We start from the raw sequence: 23150 nt of genomic DNA on the forward strand, positions 1-23150 counted from the left end.
CTCACTCTACACCTCCCGCGTGACGGCCGCGACGCGCAGCAGCTTATTGGCGGTGATGGTTTTCCATAAGCGCCTTGCGCGTGGCAGGGCTTTCCAGTTGCGTCAGCCACCACTGAAGGGCTCGCCCGGGCGTGCGGTGGGAGGGGCCGGGCCATGCATAGTGCAGGCGCAGATTGCGACTGGCGCGCTGCACCTGTCTTGTGACCAGCAGCCCTGCATCCAGATAGGCCTGCACCATGCCGCGCGGCAGGAAGCCGGCGCCAATGCCGCGTATCTGGGCCTCCAGCTTGGCCTGCATGCTGTCCACGGTGAGCACGTCCTGGCCGTTGACCAGACCAAAGCTGGTGTTGGTGCGTACGCCGGAGTCGGCCACAGCCACCATGCGATGGCGCAGCAGCAACTCGTCGGACAGCGGCTCGTCGAGCCTGGCCAGCGGGTGGTGCGGCGCGACGGCGAAGACGAAATCTATCTCCCCGATTTCGCGTGTCTGCAGCTCGGAGACGTTGCTGGTGTTGACCGCCACGCCAATGGCCAGATCGGCATGGCCGCTGGTCAGCACTTCCAGCGTGCCGTTGAGAATGCCGTCACGCAGCTTGAGTGTGGTGGGCGGGGTCAGCGCATAAAAGGCTTCGACCAGCTCGAAGATGGGCGTGCGGGCCACGGCCCCGTCGATGACGATGGTCAGCTGTGGCTCCCAGCCCGTGGCCACGCGCTTGACGCGGTGCGCCACGGCGTCGATCTCCTGCAGCAGGCGGGCGCCTTCGCGCAGCAAGGCCTGGCCGGCCTCCGTGGCCTGGGCATGGCGCGAGCTGCGGTCAAACAGCAGCACATCGAGCGCATCTTCGATCTGGCGCACGCGGTAGGTCAGTGCACTGGGCACCAGGCCCAGGGAGCGCGCAGCAGCGGCAAAGCTGCCGGTTTCGGCAATGGCCTGCAGCATGGCCAGGCTGTCGGGGGTGAGCACATCGCGGGAGCTGGGCATGGTGAGATTGATGATTCAAACAGTTTGAATGATGCCATCAACGCCGTTCAGCCACAGCCTGGCGGGCGACTTCTACAGTAGAGCCCATAGAGACAGTCACTTGAACGAAAGGAAGCACACCATGATGACTCTGCGCAAATCCCAGGAACGCGGCTACGCCGACCACGGCTGGCTCAAGTCGTATCACAGCTTTTCGTTTGCCGGTTACTACGATCCGCGCCATATGGGTTTCGGCAATCTGCGCGTGATCAACGAAGACCGGATTGCACCCGGCACGGGCTTTGGCTCGCACGGCCATCGCGACATGGAAATCATCAGCTATGTGCTCGAAGGTGCGCTCTCGCACAAGGACAGCATGGGCAATGAAACCCCCATCCTGCCTGGAGAGGTGCAGCGCATGAGCGCTGGCTCGGGGGTGGTGCACAGCGAACAGAACTATGCCAAGGAGCAGACCACGCACTTTCTGCAGATCTGGCTGCTGCCCGCGCGCACAGGTATCGAGCCAGGCTATGCCCAGAAGACATTCAGCGAGGCGCAAAAGCGTGGGCGTCTGTGTCTGGTGGCTTCACCCGATGGTGCCGAGGGCTCGGTTCCCATGAACGCTGATGCACGCTTGTATGCCGGTCTGTTCGACGGCGCAGAGGCTGCCGAGGTGGCCCTGCCGGCCGGGCGCAAGACCTATGTGCACCTGGTGCGTGGCGAGCTGGACGTGAATGGACAAAAGCTGACAAGCGGTGACGCCGCACTTATTGAAAATGAGGAGCGCCTGCGCCTTGCCAATGGCCGGGCTGCGGAAGTTCTGGTGTTTGACCTGGAACCTTGAGTCTGACGATTTCAAGGCTTGTGCTGATATGAACCAACGCGGCCCTGGGTCGCAATGACTGGAGTTGAGATGTTGAATCAATTGCGAAATCCCCTGGACCTGGTGGGCCGTGTGCTGATTGCCCTGCTGTTCCTGCCTGCGGGCATTCAGAAAATCAGCGGCTTTGCGGGCACCGTGGGTTATGCCGCATCGGTGGGCATGCCCATGCCCCAGGTCGCGGTGGCGGTGGGTCTGGTGATCGAGATCGTGGGCGGTCTGGCCATATTGCTGGGCTGGCACACGCGCTGCGCGGCCTTGATCCTGGGATTTTTCACGCTGATTGCCAGCTTCTTCTTCCATAACTTCTGGGGCGTGCCCGCAGAAGCCGCCATGATGCAGCAGCTGCTGTTCTGGAAGAACATCGCCGTGGTCGGCGGTCTGCTTGGCTACGCCGCCCATGGGGCAGGCGCCTGGAGCATGGACGGCCGCAAAGCCTAAAGCATGAGGCCGCGCAGGCTGAAAGTGCGCAAGCGGTCATGGCTTTGATAAGCTAGCGCGCTCTCGCAAGACAAGGCCCGCCGGGTGTCAATCCGGCGGGCCTTTATTTGGCACAGATTCACGATGGCGCGGCGGATGGCTGCGTCGATGCAAGCAGGAAAAGCAGGAAAGAAGAAATCATGAGCAATATCGTTGTGGTCTACCACTCCGGCTACGGCCATACCCAGCGCATGGCGCAATCCGTAGCCCAGGGCGCGCTCGCGCAGTTGCTGGCCATCGACGCCGATGGCAATTTGCCCGAAGGTGGCTGGGAGCAACTGGCTGCGGCTGACGCCATCGTCTTTGGCGCGCCGACCTATATGGCCGCTCCGAGCTGGCAGTTCAAGAAATTTGCCGATGCTTCGTCCAAGGCCTGGTTTGCCCAGGCCTGGAAGGACAAGCTGTTTGCCGGCTTTACCAACAGCGCGAGCGTGCAGGGCGACAAGCAGGTCACGCTCGATTATTTCTACCACCTGGCCATGCAGCATGGCGGCGTGTGGGTGGGACTGGGCCTGCTGCCTTCGAACACCAAGGCCGCCCAGCGCAACGATGTGAACTGGATGGGCAGTTTCTGCGGTGCCATGGCACAGTCACCCTCTGACTCATCGGCCGGCGAGATGGCCGCAGGCGATCTGGAAACCGCACGCCAGTTTGGCGAGCGCGTGGCCAGCGCGGCAGCGCGCTGGGCTAGATAAGCAGTATCAGGCTGCTATTGAATAAGAAGCATCTAGCGCCTTTGCATCATTGATTTCAGATGGATTTGTATCTGAAATCGTTTGATGGAAAGCGCTACCCGCTCTCTTTTTGGGAGTCGCCCAGAAAGGGCGACTTAGTCCATCAGATGCTTTTTGATGGGGCGGGGGTGAACCAGCTCGGTGCGCGACAGATCGGTGCCCAGCGAGTCACGGCCGTCAAAGACAAAGCAGCCGCCGTCGTAGTACTTGCCGTCGGTTTCCTCGAAATATTTGAGGATCCCGCCTTCGAGCTGGTAGACGTTTTCGATGCCTTCGTCCTGCATGAGGATGGCGGCCTTTTCGCAGCGGATGCCGCCCGTGCAGTAGCTGACCACGGTCTTGCCGGCGAATTCGTCCTTGTGCTGGCGCAGTGCAGGCGGAAATTCGGTGAACTTGGTCAGGCGCCAGTCGATCGTGCCGGCAAATGCGCCTTCGTCCACTTCGTAGTCGTTGCGCGTGTCCAGCGTCACCACCTCGCGGCCCTCGTCGTCATGGCCCTGCTCCAGCCAGCGGCGCAGCGTGACCGGGCTGACCGATGGCGCACGGCCATGGGCGGGTCGAATGGCGGGATGATCCATGCGGATGATCTCGTTCTTGACCTTGACCAGCATTTTGCGAAAGGGCACGGTCTCGGACCAGCTTTCCTTGGGCGTCAGGTCGGCAAAACGCGGGTCTTGCTTGAGCTGGTCCACAAAGCCGCGTACAGCCTCGGCAGGGCCGGCCAGGAAAAAGTTGATGCCTTCTTCGGCCAGCAGCACCGTGCCCTTGAGGCTCAGGTCATTTGCACGCTCCAGCAGCGTCTGGCGCAGCTGGTCGGCGTCGGGCAGGGGCGTGAATTTGTAGCAGGAGATGTTGAGTATGTCGGCCACGTCGATATCCGGGGGGCGGCCGCGCGGCTGCTGCATCGACGGTGATGCAGCTCAGACCGGGGCCGTCAGCTCTGCCTTGATTTTATTGGACAGCTGAGCCACTGCGAGAGATGCGGGTGCTCCGGGCATGGCCTGCAGCAGCAGCTGGCGGCGCATCACGGCCTCGCGCACGGCAGAGTCGACCGGAATATCGCCCCAGTGGGTCAGCTGCAGCGGCTGGCCGGACTCGGTGGTCACGAAGCGGTTGAGCACCTGCTGCAGCTGGCCCGTGATGGCGCGGCCATCGCCGGGGCGTTGCGCCTGATTGATGACCAGACGGATCTGCTGGCGCTTTTGCTGCAGGGCCAGCACCTTGATGGCGGCGTAGGCATCGGTCAGCGAAGTGGGCTCGGGCGTGGCCACGACCAGCACCTCGGTTGCCAGAGAGACGGAGAACAGCACCACATCCGAGATGCCGGCACCGGTGTCGAGCAGGATGATGTCGTAGCGCGGGCGCAGCAGCTCCACCGTGCGCATGAACTGGGAGCGAATCTCGGGGGTGAGGCGCGAGTACTCGATCATGCCTGAGCCTGCCAGCAGCACGGAATAGCCGCCAGGCGTGGTCAGAATGGCATCTTCCAGCGTGGAGCGACCTGTGAACACATCGTGCAGCGTGACCTTGGGGTAGAGGTTGAGCACTACATCCAGATTGGCCAGGCCCAGGTCCGCGTCCAATACCAGAACGTTGAAGCCATGACGCGTCAGCGCAGCAGCCAGATTGGCAGAGACGAAAGTCTTGCCGACACCGCCTTTGCCGCTGGTGACGGCAATGATGTGGGCCTGCTTGTTGCGGCCAGGCGCCCGCAGGGCATCTTCCATGGATATATGAGCGGGCAAAGTAGGGTGAGGGGCCAAGGTGTCCATCGTCTCAAGGCGTTATGACCTGGCTTGCGGCGTCGGTGTTTACGTCTGGTGCTGTATTGTCAGAGACATTTTCCTCTAACGAGGCGGCGGGCAAAGGGCTGAAAAGCAGGCTTTTTTCCTCGGCACTCACCGTACTGTCGGGCGGATCCTCCACGCAGACGCAGTTGCGTCCCGCCGATTTGGCCAGATAGAGCTGGCGATCGGCACGCTCGGTCCATAGTTGCGCCGTGCTGCGAATCCATTGCTGGGCGTAGACCCCGCCAATACTCACAGTGACCTTCAGCGACTGGCCGGAGGACACGGCGATGGAGTTGCTTTCGATGGCCTGGCGCAGGCGTTCGGCGACCGCGCGGCCTTGATGCGCAGGACACACGGGCAGCACGATGGCAAATTCTTCACCACCGAAGCGCGCCAGGGTGTCCATGGGGCGGATGATCTCGGACAGGGTCTGCGCAACGGACTGCAACACCATATCGCCAGCAATATGACCGTGCTCGTCGTTGATCTGCTTGAAGTGGTCGATGTCCAGCATCAGCAGCAGTGCGGTTTCTCCGGAGCGGGCCACGCGGTCGATCTCGCGCTCGATCACGGAGCGGAAATGGCGTCGGTTGGCCAGCCCCGTGAGGGGGTCCCGCAAAGACAGCGCACACAAGCCATCAATCAATGCTTGCAGGTAGTGGGTGGGAGTGTCAGTGGGCAGACGGTTATCGCTACCGCCCGCGCGAGTCACCAGATTGTGTGCGGTGGCAAGGCGCAGATCGCGCAAAAACACGGATTGGTGGGGGGCGGATGAGGTCACGACAAACTATCAATGATGGCCGTCAGTGTAGCAGCGCCCCCTATCTTTTTGTGGATGTAGGCTTTTCGTCAGCGTTGATCCGGGTCAGTTCTGTGGGGAAATTGCCAAGCGTTCGCAGAAAGTCGGCATCCGTGCGATAGAGCCTGATGGGGCTGCCTTCCTTGTGCAGCAGGCCGGCGCGCTCCAGTCTTTGCTCGGCCGGCAACTTCAACCCCACCACGTGCAGCAGACCGCCACGCAATGCGACCAGGCGCTCCAGTCGTGCAAAAGTTTCGACACCTGTGATGTCTATGCTGTTGATGGACTGCATCAGCAGTGCCAGATCTCTGGCCTGGGGCGCTTGCTGCAGGGCATCGGCTGCGTAGCGCTCAAGTGCCGTGGCCGTGGCAAAGTCCAGGTCTGCATCCATGCGCAGAGCCACGACTTCAGGTGCCAGGGGCGGCAGTTGCCAAAGCTTGCGGCTGCGCAGGCTGCCGTCGGGATGCTCGCCGACCTCGATGATGCGCGGGTGCAGGTGCTGATAGAGGTAGTAAGCCTGGCTGAGCATGATGCCCGCGAACACGCCCCAGTACATGCGGGGGGCGGTGACGATGGTCAGCACCAGAGTGGCGACGCTGATGCTGGCTTCGACCTTGGAGATCTTGAACAGCTTGAGGATCGCGCTGGGCTTGACCAGGTTGAGCACGGCGGTGATCACGATGGCTGCCAGCGTTGCCTGAGGCACATGGTAGAGCCAGGGAATGAACCAGAGCACGACCACAACCACCAGCAGAATGGAAAAGACGTTGGCATAGCCGGTCCTGGCACCGGCGAGCAGGTTGACGGCAGAGCGCGAGAAAGAAGCGCTGGTGGCAAAGCTGCCGAACAGGCCGGCGCTGATCTTGGACAGACCCTGGGCAATCAGATCCTGGTTCTCGTTCCAGCGCGTGCCGGCCTGCTGATGCTCTACCTGGGCGCTGGAGGCCGTCTCCAGAAAGCTGACCAGGGAGATGACCAGCACCGGCATGACCAGGGCGCCGAACTGCTCCCAGTCCAGCATGCCGGGCCACTGGAAGCTGGGCAGCCCCGCAGGCAGGTGGCCAATCACGGCTCCGCCTGCATCGGCGAATCCCGTGAGCCAGCTGATGAAGCCGCTCAGGCCGATGATGAAAATAGCTGAGGGAAAAGCAGGACGCCATTTCTTGGCCAGCATCAGCAAGGCCATGCTGACCAGGCCGTAGGCGATGGACTGGATGCTGAACAGATAGATGGAGGGCGAATGCCAGACGGTGGACCAGTCAGCGCGCATGCCCAGCAGGGTGGGCAGCTGCGAAGCCAGAATCAGCAGCGCAGCCGCCTGGGTGAAACCTGCCAGTACGGGGGAGGTGACCAGGTTGAGCAGCCAGCCCGCGCGCACCACGCCCAGACTCCACTGCACCAGGCCCGACAGAATGGCCATCCATGCCGCAAGGACCACCCATTGGGCCGAGCCTGGCTCGGCCATGCCGGTCAGAGAGGCGCCGATCAGCAAGGCGCTCAGCGCCGTCGGCCCCACGCCCAGGCGGGGTGAGGGGCTGAAGAGAATGGCCACTGCGGCCGGAATGATGGAGGCGTAGATGCCGGTGATCAGTGGCATGCCCGCCAGCGCGGCGTAAGCCACGCCCTGGGGCAGCAGCATCAGGCCCACGGTCAGGCCAGCCCAGAACTCGCCGCGCAGCAGGCCGAAAGTCGGTTTGGGCCAATTGAGAAAGGGCAGCCATCGGGCCAGGGATTGCATGGAAGTCATGATTGCGGCGAACTAAATCCTCTGCAAGCTTAGTCTGGCTTTGTTGTGCAGGGATTAAAAACGGGACGAGGCTGCGACATTGGCCGAGGGGACGCCTTGTTCCAAAGTGACTCAAGGCGTTGTCCGAACCGGGCCCGCATGGCATCGATGGCGGCAAGGGGTTCGGCGGATGGCCGATGAGTCCGGGAGGTGGCACCCGCCAGATCCGCGCCCTGCCATGCGACCGGGTGGGTCGTTGACTGCTTGTGAATGATGCTCACGTTGAAATCGACTCGAAGACAGAGAAAACGGCGCCAACTGCTATGCGTTTTCAGTGCTGGTGCCGTGTTTCATCCTAGCACGCTGCCCGCGCACATGCGGGAGTGCGCTCCCGTTTCGGGGTGGGAGCGGCCATAAAAAAAGAGAGGCTCATGGCCTCTCTGTACACCTTTCGGTGCGGTGCGCGCGGTGGTTGGCCCACCTGTTGTCCATCAGTTGCCCAGGTTGCGAATCGCCTCGGGAGTGTACTGGCTGGGCTTGAGGTTGTCCTTGCCCAGAATGGGTGCCTTGGGGCGCTCCTGGACCAGATTCATGCTCACATAGGAGCCGGCATTCAGGTCGTAGTAGAACGATGTGCCCGCGTGCCACTTCTTGATGTCGTAGGCATAGTAGTAATTGATTTCACCGTGCTGCCACAACTGGCCGCGTGCGTCGTAGAAGTCGCCCGAGACGGCGTGGCCGGTGTCTTCGTCGATGAACATCACACGCTTGGAGTACAGGTGACGGAAGCCGGGCTTGAGCTTGCCCTCCAGCACCCAGACGCGGCGCAGCTCATAGCGGGTGTAGGCCGGGTTGGGGTGACCTGGCTTGAGCAGATCGGCGTATTTCATCTGCTGGTTGATGCGGAAGGTGTTCGCAGGAATGAACATCTCGCGCTTGCCGTGCATGGTCCACTCGTAGCGCTCGGAGCCGCCATTGAACAGGCGCTCGGAGTCGATGGTCGCCTTGCCGCTGGTGCCGGGGGAGGGCTGGTCATAGCCGAACTCGGGCAGTTGTCGCACGCGGCGAGTGCCGGGATCGTAATTCCAGGCCAGGCGCTTGTCGGTGCCGAAGTTCATCGGCTCGATGGACAGAATCACGCCGCCTTTTTCGCGCTCGGGCAGGATGGAGAAATTGGTCACATAGGCGTATTTGCCTTCGTTGGGCTTGCCCAGATTTTCCTTGGAGTCATAGCGGCTGAGCTGGATATAGCTGGTGCGGCCCCAGGCGATATCGCCGCTTGCGCCCACCAGTGCCATGTCGCGTTCCACCTCTTCGGTGCTGGCGCGGCTGGGCATGAGGTTGTTCCAGAGCAGTTCCAGGCCGGTCTTGGGAATGGGGAAGGGCAGAGCGCCCATGAAGCCCTTGACGCCATTGCCGTCGTTGACTACCTCGGCTTCCAGCGCATTGCGCTTGATGACGGCGCAGATATCGTCGTCATAGCGGAAGTCGCGGTGGCCCGGATAGACGGGAATGCGCATGGTGGTGGGGAATTTGCTGAGCAGCGCCTTCTGACCGGCGCTGAGCTTGTCGCCATATTGCGCCATGTTGGCGGCCGTGATCTCGAACAGCGGCTTTTCGTTGGCGTAGATATCGGGCTGGAACTGTCCCACGGACTTGGTGAACTTCACGCCGGGCGGAATGCCCAGGATCTTGCCCGTGAATGGCGGGATGCTGCCATCGGCATTGCCGGCTTTGATGGCGCCGGTGCAGGTCAGCTCCTTGCCCAGCTTGTCGGCTTCCGCGGCGGGAACCTTGGCACAGGCGGCTCCTGCGCTCAGCAAACCCATGCACAGCATCAGCGCTGTGCTCATCGTCTTTTGTTGCATTGCTCTTGTTTTCCTAGTGAAAAAACTGTGCAGGCCGTTGCCTGTGAGCATTTATTCTTCAGATATTTGTCATGACATGAATCGTCTGTTGGGACTAATCGACAGCATCCGAGGCAGGCCAAAGACGCAAAAAAGGCAGCGCCGTTGCCGGAGCTGCCTTGGGAGGGATCAAAAATGACTAGGTATTAACGCGAGCCGTTCAGATCCATCTCCGAGTATTTGACGATCTTGGTGCCCTTGACCCATTTGTAGCCAAACCAGATGGCCAGGAACAGAGGCAGGCCGATGTAGGTGGCGATGGCACCGACCCAGTCGATCTGATCCTTGATCAGGTTCTCGTAGTTCTGGCCCAGGGTGATGATCAGGCACAGCACAAAGGCGAAGATGGGGCCGAAGGGGAAGGCCGCTGCCTTGTAGGGCAGCTGGTTCATATCGTAGTTCTGTACTTCGCAGCCCTTGCGGAAACGGTAGTGGCTGATGGCAATGCCCAGCCAGGCGACAAAGCCGCACATGCCGGACAGATTCAGCAGCCAGATGTAGACGACTTCAGGGCTGAAGATATTGGTCAGAAAGCACAGAGCGGCAATCACGGTGGTGGCGATCAATGCCAGCACGGGCACGCCGCGCGTGTTGACCTGGGCAAACACCTTGGGCGCCATGCCCTGCTTGGCCAGCGCATACAGCATGCGGGTGGAGGCATACATGCCGGAGTTGCCGGCCGACAGCACCGAGGTCAGCACCACGGCATTCATCACGGCGGCGGCGCCCAGCAGGCCGGCACGCTCGAACACCAGCGTGAAGGGGCTGACGGCGATATCGCCCAGGTCGTTGCGCAGCAGCTTGGGATCGGTATAGGGAATCAGCAGACCGATGATGAGGATGGCGAAGACGTAGAACAGCAAAATGCGCCAGAACACCTTGCGCACGGCCTTGGGCACGTTCTTGGCGGGATCTTCGGATTCGCCGGCGGCGATACCGATCAGCTCCGTGCCCTGGAAGGAAAAGCCCACCACCATGGCCACGCCGATCAAGGCCGCAAAGCCGCCTGCAAACGGTGCGTCGCCCGTGCTCAGGTTGGCAATATTGCCCCAGATTCCGTCAGGTGCGCCGCCTTGCAAAATGCCGAAGATCATCAGCACGCCGATGGCGATGAAGACCAGCACCGTGGTCACCTTGATGGCGGCGAACCAGAATTCGGATTCGCCAAAGCCCTTGGCCGACAGTGCGTTCAGGCCGAACATCAGGGCCAGAAACAGCGCACTCCACAGCACGCCGTTGGTGCCCGGGAACCAGTAGGCCATCACCAGCTGTGCGGCCACCAGGTCCACGGCAATGGTCACGGCCCAGTTGTACCAGTAGTTCCAGCCCAGGGCGAAGCCAAAGCCTTCATCCACGTACTTGGCGCCATAGGTGGCAAAGGAGCCGGAGACGGGCATGTGCGCGGCCATCTCGCCCAGACTGGTCATCAGGAAATAAACCATCAGGCCCACGATCATGTAGGCCAGCAAGGCGCCGCCGGGGCCTGCCTGCGAGATGGTTGCGCCAGAGGCGACAAAAAGACCGGTGCCGATGGAGCCGCCGATGGCGATCATCGACATATGTCGGGCCTTGAGGGAACGGTGCAAGCCACCGTTGTCAGTTTTTGCTTGGCTATCGCTCATGAGAGATATTGGTTTTTTTGCGGATCATGAAGCCTTGGTGGTCCTGCTGGTGAAAGCATCGGCCTCATGCCCTTTTGTTGCGCCCTGATGTCGGGAGTCCCCGGATATCAACGCGGTCGGCGTGAACGGCGATGACATGCATCGTGCTCAGTGGCTTCCGATAGGGTGCAGATTGTGAGCGATTTGCGCACGAGTCGTACAGCGTGAGCTGTGGATCGGGGTCGCCATGGCTTGAAACGATATCTAAGTGTTTGATATTTCAGAATTAATGACTGGATCAGAAATTCAGAAAAATATCCTTATATCTTCGTCAAATCGTCGGCGAGAGTGGCTTCATGCTCGGCCTTCGTTCGCTGGAGCCTTGTCTATTTGATTGTTTGTCTTTTCATTTCGTCAAAAATAATTGTCGAAATGTAAATGTTTGCTGTCGATATTTTCTGTCTTGAAATGAAAAAAGCCGCCAGCCAATAGCTATCAAGGACTGGCAGCTTCTTTTTTGATAGTGAGCTGTGTGCGCTCAGGCCGTCCGGCTTGAATCAGCTGAGCAACAAGGCGTCATCCGCGAGCTTCTCGCCACGTACCTTCTCGAACACATGCAGCAGGGTGGGCATGTCCATGTTCGCATGCTCTTCGCCGCTGACGTCCAGCACCACATTGCCCTGGTGAAGCATCACGGGCCAGGCTGGACCCACAGATGCAGACCAATGCCCGGCAGGCACTGCGTGTGCCTGAAAAGGGTTTGGCCATTGTGCCGTACCGCGAATCGGGTTCGGGCAAGGAGGCATTTGCCAAGGCCACGCACGAGGCCTGCGTACGTCGGGCCAGCCCGTCGTGGCTGTGAACTGCGCGGCGATTCCCGAGACTGGTTGAGAGCGAGCTCTTCGGCTATCGCGAAGACGCCTTCACCGGCGCCCGTGCCAAGGGCGCGGGCGGCAAGATCGCTCAGGCCCATGGCGGAGACTTGTTCCTCGGCGAGATCTGCGACATGCATGCAGGCCTTGCAGACGCGGCTGCCGCGCGTGCTGGCCGAATGTGAAGTCACCCCGCTGGGCTCGGAGCAGCCCATCTCCGTCGATGTGCAACTGATCTGCACCACGCAACGCGACCTGCGAGAGATGGTGGCCCAGGGAGAGTTCCGGCTCGATCTGTCTGTACTACTGTCTCCACAGCGTGACGCTGGAGCTGCTGGCGCTGCGCGACCGTGCAGACAAGGGCGCACTGATCGAGGGCCTGTTGAGGGCCTGTTGAGGGCCTGTTGAGGGAGGGCGGTCTGCCGCTCTAGGGCCGTGCCGTGACCATCACCGAAACCGCGTGCCGGGTGCTGATGCGCCACGACTGGCAGGGCAATATCCGTGCGCTCAAGAACGTGCTGCGCACAGCCATGGTGCTGAGCGGCGACGGGGCCATTGCTCCCGAACATCTGCCGGCCCAAGTCGACGGCGGCCAGCCGCCTGTGCTGCCGCCAGAGCGCACGCTGTCGCTGGACGGCATGCAAGAGGTCATGGTGGCGCAGGTGCAAGACGAGCGCCCGGCTTTGCGGCAGGCGCTGAAGACGCATCACTGCAATGTGTGACCGAGGCCGCGCGCAGCCTGGGGCTGAGCCGGGCCTCGGTGTATCGGCACATGCCGCAAATGGGAGGTCGTGAGCCCCGACCGTCCGGGGGATTGTGCAAGCTCTTCCATCGGTGCCTGCTCTGGCTCCCAGGCTTGTACTTAGACAAATCGGACTAAGGTTTAGCGCCGGTAAGTAAAGTCAACCATCGCTGATAGCCTGCGCCTGTCAATGATCCACGGAGGGTGGATACATGACCTTTACTCATAAAGGAGCAGGCATGAAGGGGGTGACAGGAGTGGTTTCATTCGCGGAGATCGATCGCAGCATGGACAGGCGCCGGGTCTTGCGCCTGGGGCTGCTGGGACTGGTATCTGCGGGTGCTGGCGGACTGTTGGCCGCCTGCGGCGGCGGTGATGGCATGGAGCCGAAAGCGGCCACGCCAAGGTTGTCGTCCATGCTCAACTTCCGAGACCTGGCCGGGGCGGACGACGCATCGGTCTACCGCAACGCTGCAGGGCAGCCATTGAAGCGCGGCGTGTTCTACCGCTCCAATGCGGTATTGCCCAGCGCGGCCGATGCAGTGACGCTGGGCAACCTGGGCATTGGTACGGCCTACGATTTGCGCACCACGAACGAGGCGGCCAAGGACGCGGACCGGCTGCCGCCGGGGATCCGCTATGTGTATATGAACATCTTCGGCACGGCCGACCCGGTGTTCTCGCCCTTTCATACGCCCAAGGAGGCCGAGGCCGCGATGGAGGAGATGGGCCGTGTGATGGTGCGCGACGCCGGCATGCGCGCTCGCATGGGGCAACTGCTCAGGACCATGGCGTCTACCGCCGATGCGCAACTGTTTCACTGCACCGCCGGCAAGGACCGCACGGGTTGGGTGGCGGCACTGCTGCACACCATTGCCGGCGTACCGCGCGACACCATCCTGAAGGACTACCTGCTCACCAATACTTACACCGAGGCCTGGATGAACGCCACCTATCAGCAGATGCTGGCGCACAACGGCAAGGATGCAGCCGATCTCTACTGGCCCCTGCTGGGCGTGCAGCGTAGCTACCTGGAGGCGGAGTTCGACGAGGCGGAGCGCGGCTTCGGCTCGATGGGTCGCTACCTGAGCGAAGGGCTGGGTCTGGGCTCGGACGAGCTCGCGCAGCTGCGCGCCAAGCTGCTGGGTTGAGGTGGTTGCTATCTTTAGAGGAGCTTCAAGCGCTTGAATTATATGGATTTCAGATATAAAAATATTTAATACATAGAGCTATCAAGCGTTGGTAGCTATCAAAAAGAAAGTCCGCCAAGGGCGGACTTTTTGCAGGGATGGGGCCGGGTTTCAGCTCAGCAGCAGTGCATCGTCGGCCAGCTTCTCGCCACGTACCTTCTCGAACATGTGCAGCAGGTCGGGCACATCCATTTTGGAGCGCTCTTCGCCGCTGACGTCCAGCACCACATTGCCCTGGTGAAGCATGACGGTACGCGTGCCCACATCCAGCGCCTGGCGCATGCTGTGCGTGACCATCATGGTGGTGAGATTGGCTTCCTGCACGATGCGTGCCGTCAGCTGCAGCACAAAGTCTGCGGTGCGCGGGTCAAGAGCGGCCGTGTGTTCGTCCAGCAGCAGAATGCGCGAGGGCTGCAGCGCCGCCATCAGCAGGCTGACTGCCTGGCGCTGTCCGCCCGAGAGCAGGCCGATACGGTCGGTCAGGCGATTTTCCAGACCCAGGCCCAGTGTGGCCAGGCGGTCGCGGTACAGCTCGCGATTGCTGGCCTTGACTGCCTTGGACAGGCCGCGGAGGTTGCCGCGCTCGTGTGCCAGAGCCATGTTCTCTTCGATGGAGAGGTCTTCACAGGTGCCGGCCATGGGGTCCTGAAACACCCGGGCCACCTGCTTGGAGCGGGACCATACCGGCATGCGCGTCATGTCGATGCCGGCAATTTCGATCTTGCCCTTGTCCACGCTCTGGTCGCCCGAGACGCAGTTCAGAAATGTGGACTTGCCTGCGCCGTTGGAGCCGATGACGGTCACAAACTGCCCGTCGGGGATGGACAGCGACAGGCCGCGCAGGGCGCGGGTTTCGATCGGCGTGCCGGGATTGAAGGTGAGTTCGAGGTTTTGTGCGTTCAGCATGATGTATTCCGATCAGTCACTGAGGGCGCAGCATTTGTTAGTGCTGCAGTTCCTTGGCGAGAGGGCCAGCAAGGGCCGCCCCGCAGCAAAGGCCATCGTCCCCCTTGGGGGACGCGGCAAAGCCGCTCAGGGGGTTACTTTCTCTTCAGCTTCTTCTTGATTTGCGGAATCACCAGTGCGATGGTCACCAGCACTGCCGTCACCAGATTCAAGTCCTGTGCCTTCAGGCCGATGGCATCGATATTGAGGGCCGCTGCGATGAAGAAGCGGTAGACCACGGCGCCGAGCACCACGGCCAGCGTGGCCCAGATGATCTTGCGCGAGGGCAGGATGGTCTCGCCCACGATCACGGCCGCCAGGCCGATGACGATGGTGCCGATGCCCATGGAGATGTCGGAGCCGCCCTGTGTCTGCACGAACAGCGCTCCGGCCAGACCGACCAGGCCGTTGGAAATTGCCATGCCCAGCAAAATCATGGCGCCGGTATTGACGCCCTGAGCGCGGGCCATGCGGGCATTGGAGCCCGTGGAGCGGATAGCCAGACCGCGTTCGGTGGCAAAGAACCAGTCCAGAGCCAGCTTGGCCACGATGACAAAGCCCAGCATGATCAGCGGACGCATCACATAGTCTTCAATGTTCGCCGGCTGCAGCATGGTGAACAGTGTGGGCTCGTTGATCAGCGGCACATTGGGGCCGCCCATGATGCGCAGATTGACCGAGTACAGGCCGATCATCATCAGGATGGAGGCCAGCAGGTCCATGATCTTGAGCTTGACGTTGAGCCAGCCTGTGATGAAGCCGGCCACGGCTCCGGCTGCCGTGCCGGCCAGCGTGGCCAGCCAGGGATTGGTGCCCGTGGAAATCAGAATGGCGCACACCGCACCGCCAAGGGGGAAGCTGCCGTCGACCGTCAGATCGGGGAAACGCAGCAAGCGAAAGGAGATGAAGACGCCCAGCGCCACCAGGCTGAATATCAGGCCAATTTCAATGGCACCGAGGATGGAAAATAGAGACATAGAGAGAGCGACAGGCGCGGCAAACGTCTAAAAAAATCGGCAGGGCCATGTTGCCACGGCACCTGCCGCTGCGCTGGCACTGCCTGGTGGCAGTGCTGGCGACAGGGAGTGGATTACTTGACCACGGTCGCGGCGGACTTGATCAGCGTGTCGGACAGCTTCACGCCTTGCTTTTCGGCTGCGCCGGGGTTCACGAACAGTTCCATCTTGGTCGAGACTTCGGGCTTGATGTCGCCGGGCTTCTCGCCCTTGAGAATGCGCACCACCATGCGGCCGGTCTGCTCGCCCAGATCGCGGTAATTGATGCCGTAGGCAGCCACAGCACCGCGCTTGACGGAGTCGGTGTCAGAAGCCACCAGAGGGATCTTGGCGTCCTGGCCCACCTTGACCAGCGATTCGTAGGCCGACACCACGTTGTTGTCGGTGTTGGTGTAGATCACGTCCACCTTGCCTACCAGCGAGCGTGCGGCGCTGGAGACGTCCACCGAGCGGGGAGCGGCTGCGGTCACCAGGGTCCAGCCCATCTTGGGCAGCAGGGCCTGCAGTTCCTTGACGACCACGGCGGAGTTGGCTTCACCGGGGTTGTAGACCATGCCGATGCGCTTGGCATTGGGCACGACCTGCTTGACCAGATCCATCTGCTTGTCCAGGGCCAGCAGGTCGGAAACGCCGGTCACATTGTTCTTGGAGGGCTCCCAGCTGGGGACCAGCTTCGCGGCCACGGGGTCGGTCACGGCGGAGAACACGACGGGCACAGTCTTGGTCGACGCGATCACGGCCTGAGCGGAAGGTGTGGCGATGGCGACGATGGCATCAGGCTTGTCACCCACGAACTTGCGGGCGATCTGGGCAGCGGTGCCGGTATTGCCCTGTGCGCTCTGGTATTGCCACTTCAAGGACTTGCCTTCTTCGTAGCCGGCTGCCTTCAGGGCGTCCTTGACGCCGTCGCGCACTGCATCCAGGGCGGGGTGTTCAACAATGGCGGTCACGGCCACGGACTTGGTATCGGCGGCATAGGCACCCGACATGGCGGAAATTGCCAGGGCCAGTGCGCCCATGCGGGCCAAGGACAGCTGCTTCATGTGTATCTCCAGCGTTTGTTGTGTGTTGCAGGTGAATTAAGACGGCAGTGCGTGATGCGCGTCGCCTCGCGGCAAAGTCTACTGCACCGATCCGGCTGTCTTCGTGATTGAGATAACCTTGTTTATCCCTATACGATGATCGCGAAAAAATGGCATGAAAGCTGCGCAAAGCGCTATTTGGCAGAAGTTAGTGTGTGCGGATGCAGGGCAATGGCGCGCAATATTGCGTTGAGTGGGTCCTGATTTTGGTTTTGCCCCGCATTTTTCCTGCGTCTGATGCGATATGAGCAAGCGTATTGGTGCAACTGCCTGTTTTTTGAACATTGCTCTTTCTGCGCCGGCGTGCGACCTTCATGGGGTGATTCACGGCGGTTGCGGTGGTGTGCGTTTTTTCTGTGATGCTGCAAATTTGTGGGCATTTGGCAGCCTGCGTTGCTAAAAACATTCAGCCCATGAAAAAAGCCTGCGCAGCAATGACTGGCGCAGGCTTTGTGATGCGGCATCTGGAGCAGTTGCTGCGGCCGGATGCAATCGCGGACGGATTACATACCTGAGTAGTTGGGGCCGCCGCCGCCTTCAGGTGTCACCCAGACAATGTTCTGTGTCGGGTCCTTGATGTCGCAGGTCTTGCAGTGCACGCAGTTCTGTGCGTTGATCTGCAGTCGCTGCTTGCCGGCATCGGCTTCGTCTTCCACGAACTCATACACGCCTGCGGGGCAGTAGCGTTGCTCGGGGCCGGCGAACTTGGTCAGGTTCACTGCGACAGGAACGCTGGCGTCCTTGAGCGTCAGGTGGGCTGGCTGGTTCTCGGCATGATTGGTGCTGCTGATGAAGACGCTGGAGAGGCGGTCGAAGGTCAGCTTGCCGTCGGGCTTGGGATACTCGATGGGGGCGCACTCGGCGGCGGGCTTCAGATAGGCATGGTCGGGCTTGTTGCGATGCAGCGTCCAGGGGATGTTGCCGCGCAGCACGAATTGCTCCAGCCCGTTCATCACAGTGGCTGTGGTCAGGCCCTTCTTGAACCAGGCCTTGAAGTTGCGCGCCTTCCACAGCTCTTCATAGAGCCAGCTGTTCTCGAACGCATAGGTATAGGCCGTCAGCTCATCGCCCTGGCGACCGGCGACGATGGCAGCGTAGGCAGCTTCGGCCGCCAGCATGCCGGTCTTGATCGCGGCATGGCTGCCCTTGATGCGGCTGACATTGAGGAAGCCGGCTTCGCAGCCCACCAGCGCGCCGCCGGGAAAGACAAAGCGGGGCAGGCTGGAGATGCCGCCGGCCGTGATGGCGCGCGCACCGTAGCTGATGCGCTTGGCGGGCTTGATGCCGTTGGCTTCGTCGCCTTCCAGGTAGTAGCGGATATTGGGGTGGGTTTTCCAGCGCTGCATCTCCTCGAATGGAGACAGATAGGGGTTGGAATAGTCCAGGCCGGTGATGAAGCCCAGCGTGACCAGATTGTCTTCCAGGTGGTAGAGGAAGGCGCCGCCGTAGGTGTCGCTCTTCATGGGCCAGCCTGCGGTGTGCAGCACCATGCCGGGCTTGTGACGCTTGGGGTCGATCTCCCAGAGTTCCTTGATGCCCAGACCGTAAGTCTGCGGGTCGCGGTTGGCGTCCAGCGAATACTTGGCGATGATCTGCTTGCCCAGATGGCCGCGCGCACCTTCGGCAAAGATGGTGTATTTGCCGTGCAGCTCCATGCCCAGCTGGAAGTCGCCCGTGGGCTCGCCTTCCTTGCTGATGCCCATATTGCCGGTGGCCACGCCCTTGACGGAGCCGTCCTCGTTGTAGAGCACTTCGGCGGCCGTGAAGCCGGGGAAGATTTCCACGCCCAGGGCTTCGGCCTGTTCCGCCAGCCACTTGGTGACAAAGCCCAGGCGCACGATGTAGTTGCCTTCGTTATGAAAGCACTTGGGCAGCAGCCAGTTGGGGGTGCGCAGGGAGCTCTTCTCGCCGAGGAAGACCATGGCGTCTTCGGTCACCGGCTGGTTCAGGGGAGCGCCCTTTTCCTTCCAGTCGGGGATCAGCTCGGTCAGAGCGCGAGGATCCATGATGGCGCCAGACAGCGTGTGTGCGCCGGGCTCGGAGCCTTTTTCCAGCACGACTACGGAGACATCCTGACCTTTTTCGGCCGCCAGCTGCTTGAGGCGAATGGCAGTGGCCAAGCCACCGGGGCCACCGCCCACCACCACCACGTCATATTCCATGGCCTCTCGCGGGCCGTACTGGGCCAGGATCTCTTCGTTTGTCATCGGGAAAGTCTCGCTTGATATTGGATTGGGAAAACTGGCGTGCGCGGCCTTGGCAGGTGCGTCTGCAAAAACCGCGATGCGGGCGATTCTATGCTGACAGCCCGGCACGACCGTGCAGATTTGGCGACAGTGCATCAATCGGTGTTGCGGCAAAGTCCATAGGCTAGTGATCGCCCCAGGGCGTGCCATCCCTCAAAGAAACTAGAACAAGGTGATGATGCAGTTGCAAACCTCGTTCAATCAGGAGACATACCGGCATGAAAATCGAGCTGTCCGAGCTGAAGAAGCAGGTCTATGAAACGCGCTTTCCCGTACGCTGGGGCGATATGGATGCCATGGGGCATGTCAACAACGCGCAGTACTTTCGCTACCTGGAAACTGCCCGTATCGACTGGATGCGTGGCATGGGCCTGAATCCGGACCCCGCGGGGCAAGGGCCGGTCATCGTCAACGCCTTCTGCAATTTCTATCAGCAGCTTGCGTATCCGGACGAGGTGCTGCTCAAGATGTTTGTCAGCGATCCCGCACGCACCACCTTTGAGACCTGGGCCACCATGGAGCGTGTGACGCAGCCGGGAGTCATTTGTGCCGCCGGCGGGGGCACGGTGATCTGGGTGGATTTTCCCCGGCAGAAAGCCGCTGCGCTGCCGGACTGGATACGTTCAGCAGTAACGGCCTGAATCCTGTTCGGAATTCCGTACATCAATCGTGATGCCGTCCGGAAATCCGATGGTTGTTATGCAAAAAAGTATTTTGAATATAAGCAAATCAAAGACTTGGAGGTGATCTTTTGGTTGGCACGGTATGTGCTTAAAGGACGGCACGCCGCTTCACTGCGGCTGACCAAGTGAGACTGGGGCTGGATCTTGCTGACGAAACCTCGGTTCCGTCGGCGGTCCGTCTCGGTTTGTTGTCGCTGCCGGAGTCCGGTGCCTGCATGGCCTGGATTCAGGCAGCGGCTCAAACAACGCATACCAAGATTCCAAGAAATGAAATCCAACCGCCTGACCATCATGGTTCTGCTGGCCATGGTTCTGGGTGTGGTTGTGGGCTATCTAGTCCACGCCAACGCCGCGACACCGGAGACAGCCAAAGACATTGCCGGCTATTTCGGCATTCTCACCGACGTATTTCTGCGCATGATCAAGATGATCATCGCGCCTCTGGTGTTTGCCACGCTGGTGGCGGGGCTGGCCAATATGGGCGATGCCGGCTCTGTAGGCCGCGTGGGTGGTCGTGCGCTGGGCTGGTTTATCGCGGCATCGTTCTGCTCTCTGTTTCTGGGCCTGGTTTTTGCCAATGTGCTGCAGCCCGGTCACGGCCTGACGGTGGAGCTTCCCACGAATGCCGAGAGCCTGGGTCTGAAGACCGGAGCGCTGAATTTCAAGGATTTCATCACCCATGTCTTCCCCAAGAACATCTTCGAGGCCATGGCCACCAATGAGGTGTTGCAGATCCTTGTGTTCGCGCTGTTCTTCGGTATCGCTCTGGGCTACCTGAACCACCAGAAAAAGCACATGCTGGTCGATCTGATGGAAGAGACCTCGCATGTCATGCTGCGCGTGACCGAGTACGTGATGCGCTTTGCGCCCGTGGGCGTGTTCGGCTCTGTGGCCGGCACCATTGCCACTCACGGACTGGGCATGCTGCTGGTGTTCGGCAAATTCCTGCTGGGCTTCTATATTGCACTGGCCGCGCTGTGGGTGCTGCTCATCGGTGCCGGCTATCTGGTGCTGGGCAAGGATGTCTTCCGTCTGCTGTCGCTGATTCGCGGCCCGGTGCTGGTGGGCTTTTTCACGGCCAGCAGCGAATCCACGCTGCCCAAGCTCATGGAGCAGCTGGAAAAATTCGGGATCAAGCCGCGTATCACGGGCTTTGTGCTGCCGCTGGGTTACTCGTTCAACCTCGATGGCTCCATGATCTACACCACTTTCCTGGCCATCTTCATCTCTCAGGCCTACGGCATCGAGATGACACTGACTGCTCAGCTGACCATGCTGCTGGTGCTGATGATCTCCAGCAAGGGCATTGCCGGCGTGCCTCGTGCCTCGCTGGTGGTGGTGGCCGCCGTGCTGCCCATGTTCGGTTTGCCGGAAGCGGGCATCCTGCTGATTCTGGGCATCGACCACTTCCTGGACATGGGCCGTACATTGACCAATGTGCTGGGTAATGCCATTGCCACGGCCGTGGTTGCCAAATGGGAAGGCAGCGAAGAGCAGGAGTCGTGCGCAGATCTGGCTGCCGAGCCTGAGATGCTGCCCGAGCCCATTCGCGTTCGAGCCTGATTTTCCCGTTGCCCGGATTCCTGTCCCCTGCGGTGCCGGGCGCTGCTACCATGGTTCGCACCATGTTAGCTTTCCTGCCCCCGCGCCTGCGTGCTGTTTTGCTGATCCTGCTCTGGCTGGCTGCAAGCAGCCTGGGCGGCTGGCTGGGCTATCAGGGCTTCGTCAGGATCGGTCTTGAGACCGTGGTGGCTGCCGGCAACAACCGCCTCGATCTCTATGCCGCCAGCCTGCGGCGCGAGATCGAAAAATTTGCCTTTCTGCCCGATGTCGTGGCCTTGCAGCCCGAGATCCTGTCGCTGCTGCAATCGCCGGGCGACGAAAGACTGCAGTCTCGCGCCAATCTCTATCTGGAGGAGCTGAGCCGTCGTGCGGGCACCCTCAGCGTCTACATGCTCGATCACGACGGGCATGTGCTGGCCGCCAGCAATTGGCGCCGCGCCGACAGCTTTGTGGGCGAGAGTCTCGGTTTCAGGCCCTATGTCCAGCAGGCATTGCGAGAAGGGCGCGGGCGCTACTTCGGCGTGGGCACCACGCGCGGCGAGCCCGGCTATTACCTGACCACTACCTTGGGGCAGGGCGAGACGCATGGCGTGGTGGTGGTCAAGGTCGGGCTGGCGCAGCTCGAACAATCCTGGGCCAGTGCGGAGTCTCCGGTACTGGTCAGCGATGAAAATACAGTGGTCATTCTCAGCAACATGCCTGCCTGGCGCTTTGCCACCTTGCTGCCGCTGGATGAGGCAAGACGTGCCGAGCTGGAAGCCTCGCAGAAATACAACCGTCTGAACCTGCGGCCTCTGGGCTGGCGTGGTATGAGCAGCGTCACGGGCGTCAGGCAGGTGAGTATTCCCGATGTCAAGGACGCTGCGGCAGACCAGAGCGCTGGCCGCTTTCTGGCCCAGTCCAGACCTATGGCCGGCACGCCCTGGCAGATTACCGTGCTTTCCCCCTTGAGCGTTGCATTGCAGTTGGCGGCCAGTCGCGCCTGGGTGACGGGGGCGTTGATTGCGTTGATGCTTTTGCTGGGAGCTTTGCTGTATCAGCGGCGCAGACATGTGCGTGAACAACTGGCCGCCCAGCAAGCGCTGAAACAGGCCAACGAGGTGCTGGAAAACAAGGTGCAGCAGCGCACGGCCGATCTGCAGAGTGCCAACGTGGCGCTGCAGCAGGAGGTGATGGAGCGCATGCAGGCCGAGACCACGCTGCGCGCGGCGCAGGACGAGTTGGTGCAGGCAGGCAAGCTGGCCGTCATCGGTCAGCTCTCCACGGAAGTGGCCCATGAACTGAATCAGCCCCTGGCGGCCTTGCGGGCGCTGGCCGGCAACAGTCAGCGCTTTCTGGAACGCGGTCAGAGCGAGATGGTGCAAAGCAATTTGCAGCGCATGGCTGAGCTGACCGAGCGTATGGGGCGTATTACCGGGCAGTTGCGCAACTTTGCCCGCAAGTCCGCCGGCCAGCCCGAGCCGGTTGAACTGGCCAAGGTGGTCGATGGCGCTCTGTCCCTCATGGAGCCGCGCATTGCCCAAAGCGGCGTCATGATCGTGCGACAGCCCTCGGATCTCGAGCTGAGGGCCTGGTGCGATGCCAATCGCGTACAGCAGGTGTTGATCAATCTGTTGAGCAATGCGCTGGACGCCGTGCAGGGCGGCAATACGCGGTGCGTGGAAATTGCCTGCAACCGCTGCGGTGCCTGGGCGCAGATCACGGTGCGCGATCATGGTCCCGGACTCAGCGATCAGGCTCAAGCGCGACTGTTCGAGCCTTTTTTCACGACCAAGCCCGAGGGGCTGGGTTTGGGCCTGGGCCTGCCGCTGTCGGCCGAGATCGCCCAGGCTGCAGGCGGCAGCCTGACGGGCGGCAACCATCCGGAAGGCGGGGCCATCTTCACGCTGAGCCTGCCCTTGGTGGATACTCGGCCGCTGTCCTGATTGCCTGC

General features: G+C 61.2%; 22 protein-coding genes and 1 pseudogene. 11 read left to right on the forward strand and 12 right to left on the reverse strand.

Translation table 11 applies throughout. From position 1 onward, the window contains the following. Positions 1-43 precede the first annotated feature (43 nt). Positions 44-982, reverse strand: a complete 939-nt coding sequence (locus CTATCC11996_RS07935; RefSeq protein WP_003074929.1) for a LysR family transcriptional regulator — start codon at positions 980-982, stop codon at positions 44-46. Positions 983-1103: 121 nt separating this feature from the next. On the opposite strand from CTATCC11996_RS07935, the gene CTATCC11996_RS07940 reads away from it, so the two are divergent. From CTATCC11996_RS07940 to CTATCC11996_RS07950, 3 genes are all read left to right on the forward strand, one after another. After that, the gene (locus CTATCC11996_RS07940) at positions 1104-1805 is read left to right on the forward strand and encodes a pirin family protein (RefSeq protein WP_003074930.1); all 702 of its coding nucleotides are present in this window, start codon (positions 1104-1106) and stop codon (positions 1803-1805) included. Positions 1806-1874: 69 nt separating this feature from the next. After that, on the forward strand, positions 1875-2282 hold the full coding sequence (locus tag CTATCC11996_RS07945) for a DoxX family protein (RefSeq protein ID WP_003074932.1): 408 nt from the start codon (positions 1875-1877) through the stop codon (positions 2280-2282). A 179-nt stretch (positions 2283-2461) separates the two neighbouring features. Beyond that, on the forward strand, positions 2462-3016 hold the full coding sequence (locus CTATCC11996_RS07950) for a flavodoxin family protein (protein WP_003074934.1): 555 nt from the start codon (positions 2462-2464) through the stop codon (positions 3014-3016). Between the two features lie 134 nt (positions 3017-3150). On the opposite strand, the gene CTATCC11996_RS07955 is transcribed toward CTATCC11996_RS07950, so the two are convergent. From CTATCC11996_RS07955 to CTATCC11996_RS26170, 7 genes and pseudogenes are all read right to left on the reverse strand, one after another. Further along, positions 3151-3924, reverse strand: a complete 774-nt coding sequence (locus tag CTATCC11996_RS07955) for a sulfurtransferase (RefSeq protein ID WP_034348479.1) — start codon at positions 3922-3924, stop codon at positions 3151-3153. A 51-nt stretch (positions 3925-3975) separates the two neighbouring features. After that, positions 3976-4827 (reverse strand): MinD/ParA family protein, encoded by an 852-nt coding sequence (locus tag CTATCC11996_RS07960; protein ID WP_042438298.1) that lies wholly within the window; start codon positions 4825-4827, stop codon positions 3976-3978. Between the two features lie 4 nt (positions 4828-4831). Next, entirely contained in the window at positions 4832-5626 is a 795-nt protein-coding gene (locus tag CTATCC11996_RS07965; protein ID WP_003074940.1) for a GGDEF domain-containing protein, read from the reverse strand. 40 nt (positions 5627-5666) lie between these two features. After that, positions 5667-7391: a SulP family inorganic anion transporter gene (locus CTATCC11996_RS07970; RefSeq protein WP_034348445.1), complete on the reverse strand. Its 1725-nt coding sequence runs from the start codon at positions 7389-7391 to the stop codon at positions 5667-5669. 470 nt (positions 7392-7861) lie between these two features. After that, complete coding sequence (locus CTATCC11996_RS07975; RefSeq protein WP_003074947.1) at positions 7862-9238, reverse strand: DUF1329 domain-containing protein; 1377 nt, start codon at positions 9236-9238, stop codon at positions 7862-7864. A gap of 185 nt (positions 9239-9423) precedes the next feature. After that, positions 9424-10899: an amino acid permease gene (locus CTATCC11996_RS07980; RefSeq protein WP_034348448.1), complete on the reverse strand. Its 1476-nt coding sequence runs from the start codon at positions 10897-10899 to the stop codon at positions 9424-9426. Positions 10900-11435: 536 nt separating this feature from the next. Continuing rightward, positions 11436-11573, reverse strand: a pseudogene (locus CTATCC11996_RS26170) (ABC transporter ATP-binding protein); the annotation flags it as partial. A 20-nt stretch (positions 11574-11593) separates the two neighbouring features. Between CTATCC11996_RS26170 and CTATCC11996_RS26175 the strand changes: the two are divergent. From CTATCC11996_RS26175 to CTATCC11996_RS07990, 5 genes are all read left to right on the forward strand, one after another. Beyond that, positions 11594-11740 (forward strand): sigma-54 factor interaction domain-containing protein, encoded by a 147-nt coding sequence (locus tag CTATCC11996_RS26175; RefSeq protein ID WP_233506313.1) that lies wholly within the window; start codon positions 11594-11596, stop codon positions 11738-11740. A gap of 21 nt (positions 11741-11761) precedes the next feature. Then, entirely contained in the window at positions 11762-11935 is a 174-nt protein-coding gene (locus CTATCC11996_RS26470) for a sigma 54-interacting transcriptional regulator (RefSeq protein ID WP_256682787.1), read from the forward strand. After that, entirely contained in the window at positions 11889-12158 is a 270-nt protein-coding gene (locus CTATCC11996_RS26180; protein WP_050878835.1) for a sigma 54-interacting transcriptional regulator, read from the forward strand. Before CTATCC11996_RS26470 ends, CTATCC11996_RS26180 begins: the two co-directional genes overlap by 47 nt. 32 nt (positions 12159-12190) lie before the next feature. Next, complete coding sequence (locus CTATCC11996_RS26185) at positions 12191-12472, forward strand: AAA-type ATPase lid domain-containing protein (protein ID WP_050878837.1); 282 nt, start codon at positions 12191-12193, stop codon at positions 12470-12472. A 232-nt stretch (positions 12473-12704) separates the two neighbouring features. After that, the gene (locus CTATCC11996_RS07990) at positions 12705-13643 is read left to right on the forward strand and encodes a tyrosine-protein phosphatase (protein ID WP_080569842.1); all 939 of its coding nucleotides are present in this window, start codon (positions 12705-12707) and stop codon (positions 13641-13643) included. A 150-nt stretch (positions 13644-13793) separates the two neighbouring features. Here CTATCC11996_RS07990 and CTATCC11996_RS07995 read toward each other — a convergent pair whose 3' ends face one another. From CTATCC11996_RS07995 to CTATCC11996_RS08010, 4 genes are all read right to left on the reverse strand, one after another. Next, complete coding sequence (locus CTATCC11996_RS07995) at positions 13794-14588, reverse strand: ABC transporter ATP-binding protein (RefSeq protein ID WP_003064901.1); 795 nt, start codon at positions 14586-14588, stop codon at positions 13794-13796. A gap of 134 nt (positions 14589-14722) precedes the next feature. Then, positions 14723-15604, reverse strand: a complete 882-nt coding sequence (locus tag CTATCC11996_RS08000; RefSeq protein ID WP_003074956.1) for an ABC transporter permease — start codon at positions 15602-15604, stop codon at positions 14723-14725. Positions 15605-15717: 113 nt separating this feature from the next. Beyond that, positions 15718-16686 (reverse strand): ABC transporter substrate-binding protein, encoded by a 969-nt coding sequence (locus CTATCC11996_RS08005; RefSeq protein WP_003074958.1) that lies wholly within the window; start codon positions 16684-16686, stop codon positions 15718-15720. A gap of 542 nt (positions 16687-17228) precedes the next feature. Then, complete coding sequence (locus tag CTATCC11996_RS08010; RefSeq protein WP_003074960.1) at positions 17229-18932, reverse strand: electron transfer flavoprotein-ubiquinone oxidoreductase; 1704 nt, start codon at positions 18930-18932, stop codon at positions 17229-17231. 257 nt (positions 18933-19189) lie between these two features. Here CTATCC11996_RS08010 and CTATCC11996_RS08015 point away from each other — a divergent pair, with 257 nt between their 5' ends. From CTATCC11996_RS08015 to CTATCC11996_RS08025, 3 genes are all read left to right on the forward strand, one after another. Further along, positions 19190-19612: an acyl-CoA thioesterase gene (locus CTATCC11996_RS08015; RefSeq protein WP_003074962.1), complete on the forward strand. Its 423-nt coding sequence runs from the start codon at positions 19190-19192 to the stop codon at positions 19610-19612. Positions 19613-19921: 309 nt separating this feature from the next. Then, the gene (locus CTATCC11996_RS08020) at positions 19922-21217 is read left to right on the forward strand and encodes a dicarboxylate/amino acid:cation symporter (RefSeq protein WP_003074964.1); all 1296 of its coding nucleotides are present in this window, start codon (positions 19922-19924) and stop codon (positions 21215-21217) included. Positions 21218-21279: 62 nt separating this feature from the next. Continuing rightward, the gene (locus CTATCC11996_RS08025; protein ID WP_236597836.1) at positions 21280-23142 is read left to right on the forward strand and encodes a sensor histidine kinase; all 1863 of its coding nucleotides are present in this window, start codon (positions 21280-21282) and stop codon (positions 23140-23142) included. Positions 23143-23150: the final 8 nt, after the last annotated feature.

Source organism: Comamonas testosteroni ATCC 11996 (assembly GCF_000241525.1).
Taxonomy (GTDB): Bacteria; Pseudomonadota; Gammaproteobacteria; order Burkholderiales; family Burkholderiaceae_C; genus Comamonas; species Comamonas testosteroni.

Coding starts and splice junctions, on each gene's coding strand:
- CTATCC11996_RS08005 (WP_003074958.1), bottom strand. CDS start 16,686: ATGAAGCAGCTGTCCTTGGCCCGCATGGGCGCACTGGCCCTGGCAATT.
- CTATCC11996_RS07980 (WP_034348448.1), bottom strand. CDS start 10,899: ATGAGCGATAGCCAAGCAAAAACTGACAACGGTGGCTTGCACCGTTCC.
- CTATCC11996_RS08020 (WP_003074964.1), top strand. CDS start 19,922: ATGAAATCCAACCGCCTGACCATCATGGTTCTGCTGGCCATGGTTCTG.
- CTATCC11996_RS07970 (WP_034348445.1), bottom strand. CDS start 7,391: ATGACTTCCATGCAATCCCTGGCCCGATGGCTGCCCTTTCTCAATTGG.
- CTATCC11996_RS08025 (WP_236597836.1), top strand. CDS start 21,280: ATGTTAGCTTTCCTGCCCCCGCGCCTGCGTGCTGTTTTGCTGATCCTG.
- CTATCC11996_RS26180 (WP_050878835.1), top strand. CDS start 11,889: ATGCAGGCCTTGCAGACGCGGCTGCCGCGCGTGCTGGCCGAATGTGAA.
- CTATCC11996_RS07995 (WP_003064901.1), bottom strand. CDS start 14,588: ATGCTGAACGCACAAAACCTCGAACTCACCTTCAATCCCGGCACGCCG.
- CTATCC11996_RS07960 (WP_042438298.1), bottom strand. CDS start 4,827: ATGGACACCTTGGCCCCTCACCCTACTTTGCCCGCTCATATATCCATG.
- CTATCC11996_RS07935 (WP_003074929.1), bottom strand. CDS start 982: ATGCCCAGCTCCCGCGATGTGCTCACCCCCGACAGCCTGGCCATGCTG.
- CTATCC11996_RS07945 (WP_003074932.1), top strand. CDS start 1,875: ATGTTGAATCAATTGCGAAATCCCCTGGACCTGGTGGGCCGTGTGCTG.
- CTATCC11996_RS08000 (WP_003074956.1), bottom strand. CDS start 15,604: ATGTCTCTATTTTCCATCCTCGGTGCCATTGAAATTGGCCTGATATTC.
- CTATCC11996_RS07990 (WP_080569842.1), top strand. CDS start 12,705: ATGACCTTTACTCATAAAGGAGCAGGCATGAAGGGGGTGACAGGAGTG.
- CTATCC11996_RS07950 (WP_003074934.1), top strand. CDS start 2,462: ATGAGCAATATCGTTGTGGTCTACCACTCCGGCTACGGCCATACCCAG.
- CTATCC11996_RS08010 (WP_003074960.1), bottom strand. CDS start 18,932: ATGACAAACGAAGAGATCCTGGCCCAGTACGGCCCGCGAGAGGCCATG.
- CTATCC11996_RS07940 (WP_003074930.1), top strand. CDS start 1,104: ATGATGACTCTGCGCAAATCCCAGGAACGCGGCTACGCCGACCACGGC.
- CTATCC11996_RS26175 (WP_233506313.1), top strand. CDS start 11,594: ATGCAGACCAATGCCCGGCAGGCACTGCGTGTGCCTGAAAAGGGTTTG.
- CTATCC11996_RS07975 (WP_003074947.1), bottom strand. CDS start 9,238: ATGCAACAAAAGACGATGAGCACAGCGCTGATGCTGTGCATGGGTTTG.
- CTATCC11996_RS08015 (WP_003074962.1), top strand. CDS start 19,190: ATGAAAATCGAGCTGTCCGAGCTGAAGAAGCAGGTCTATGAAACGCGC.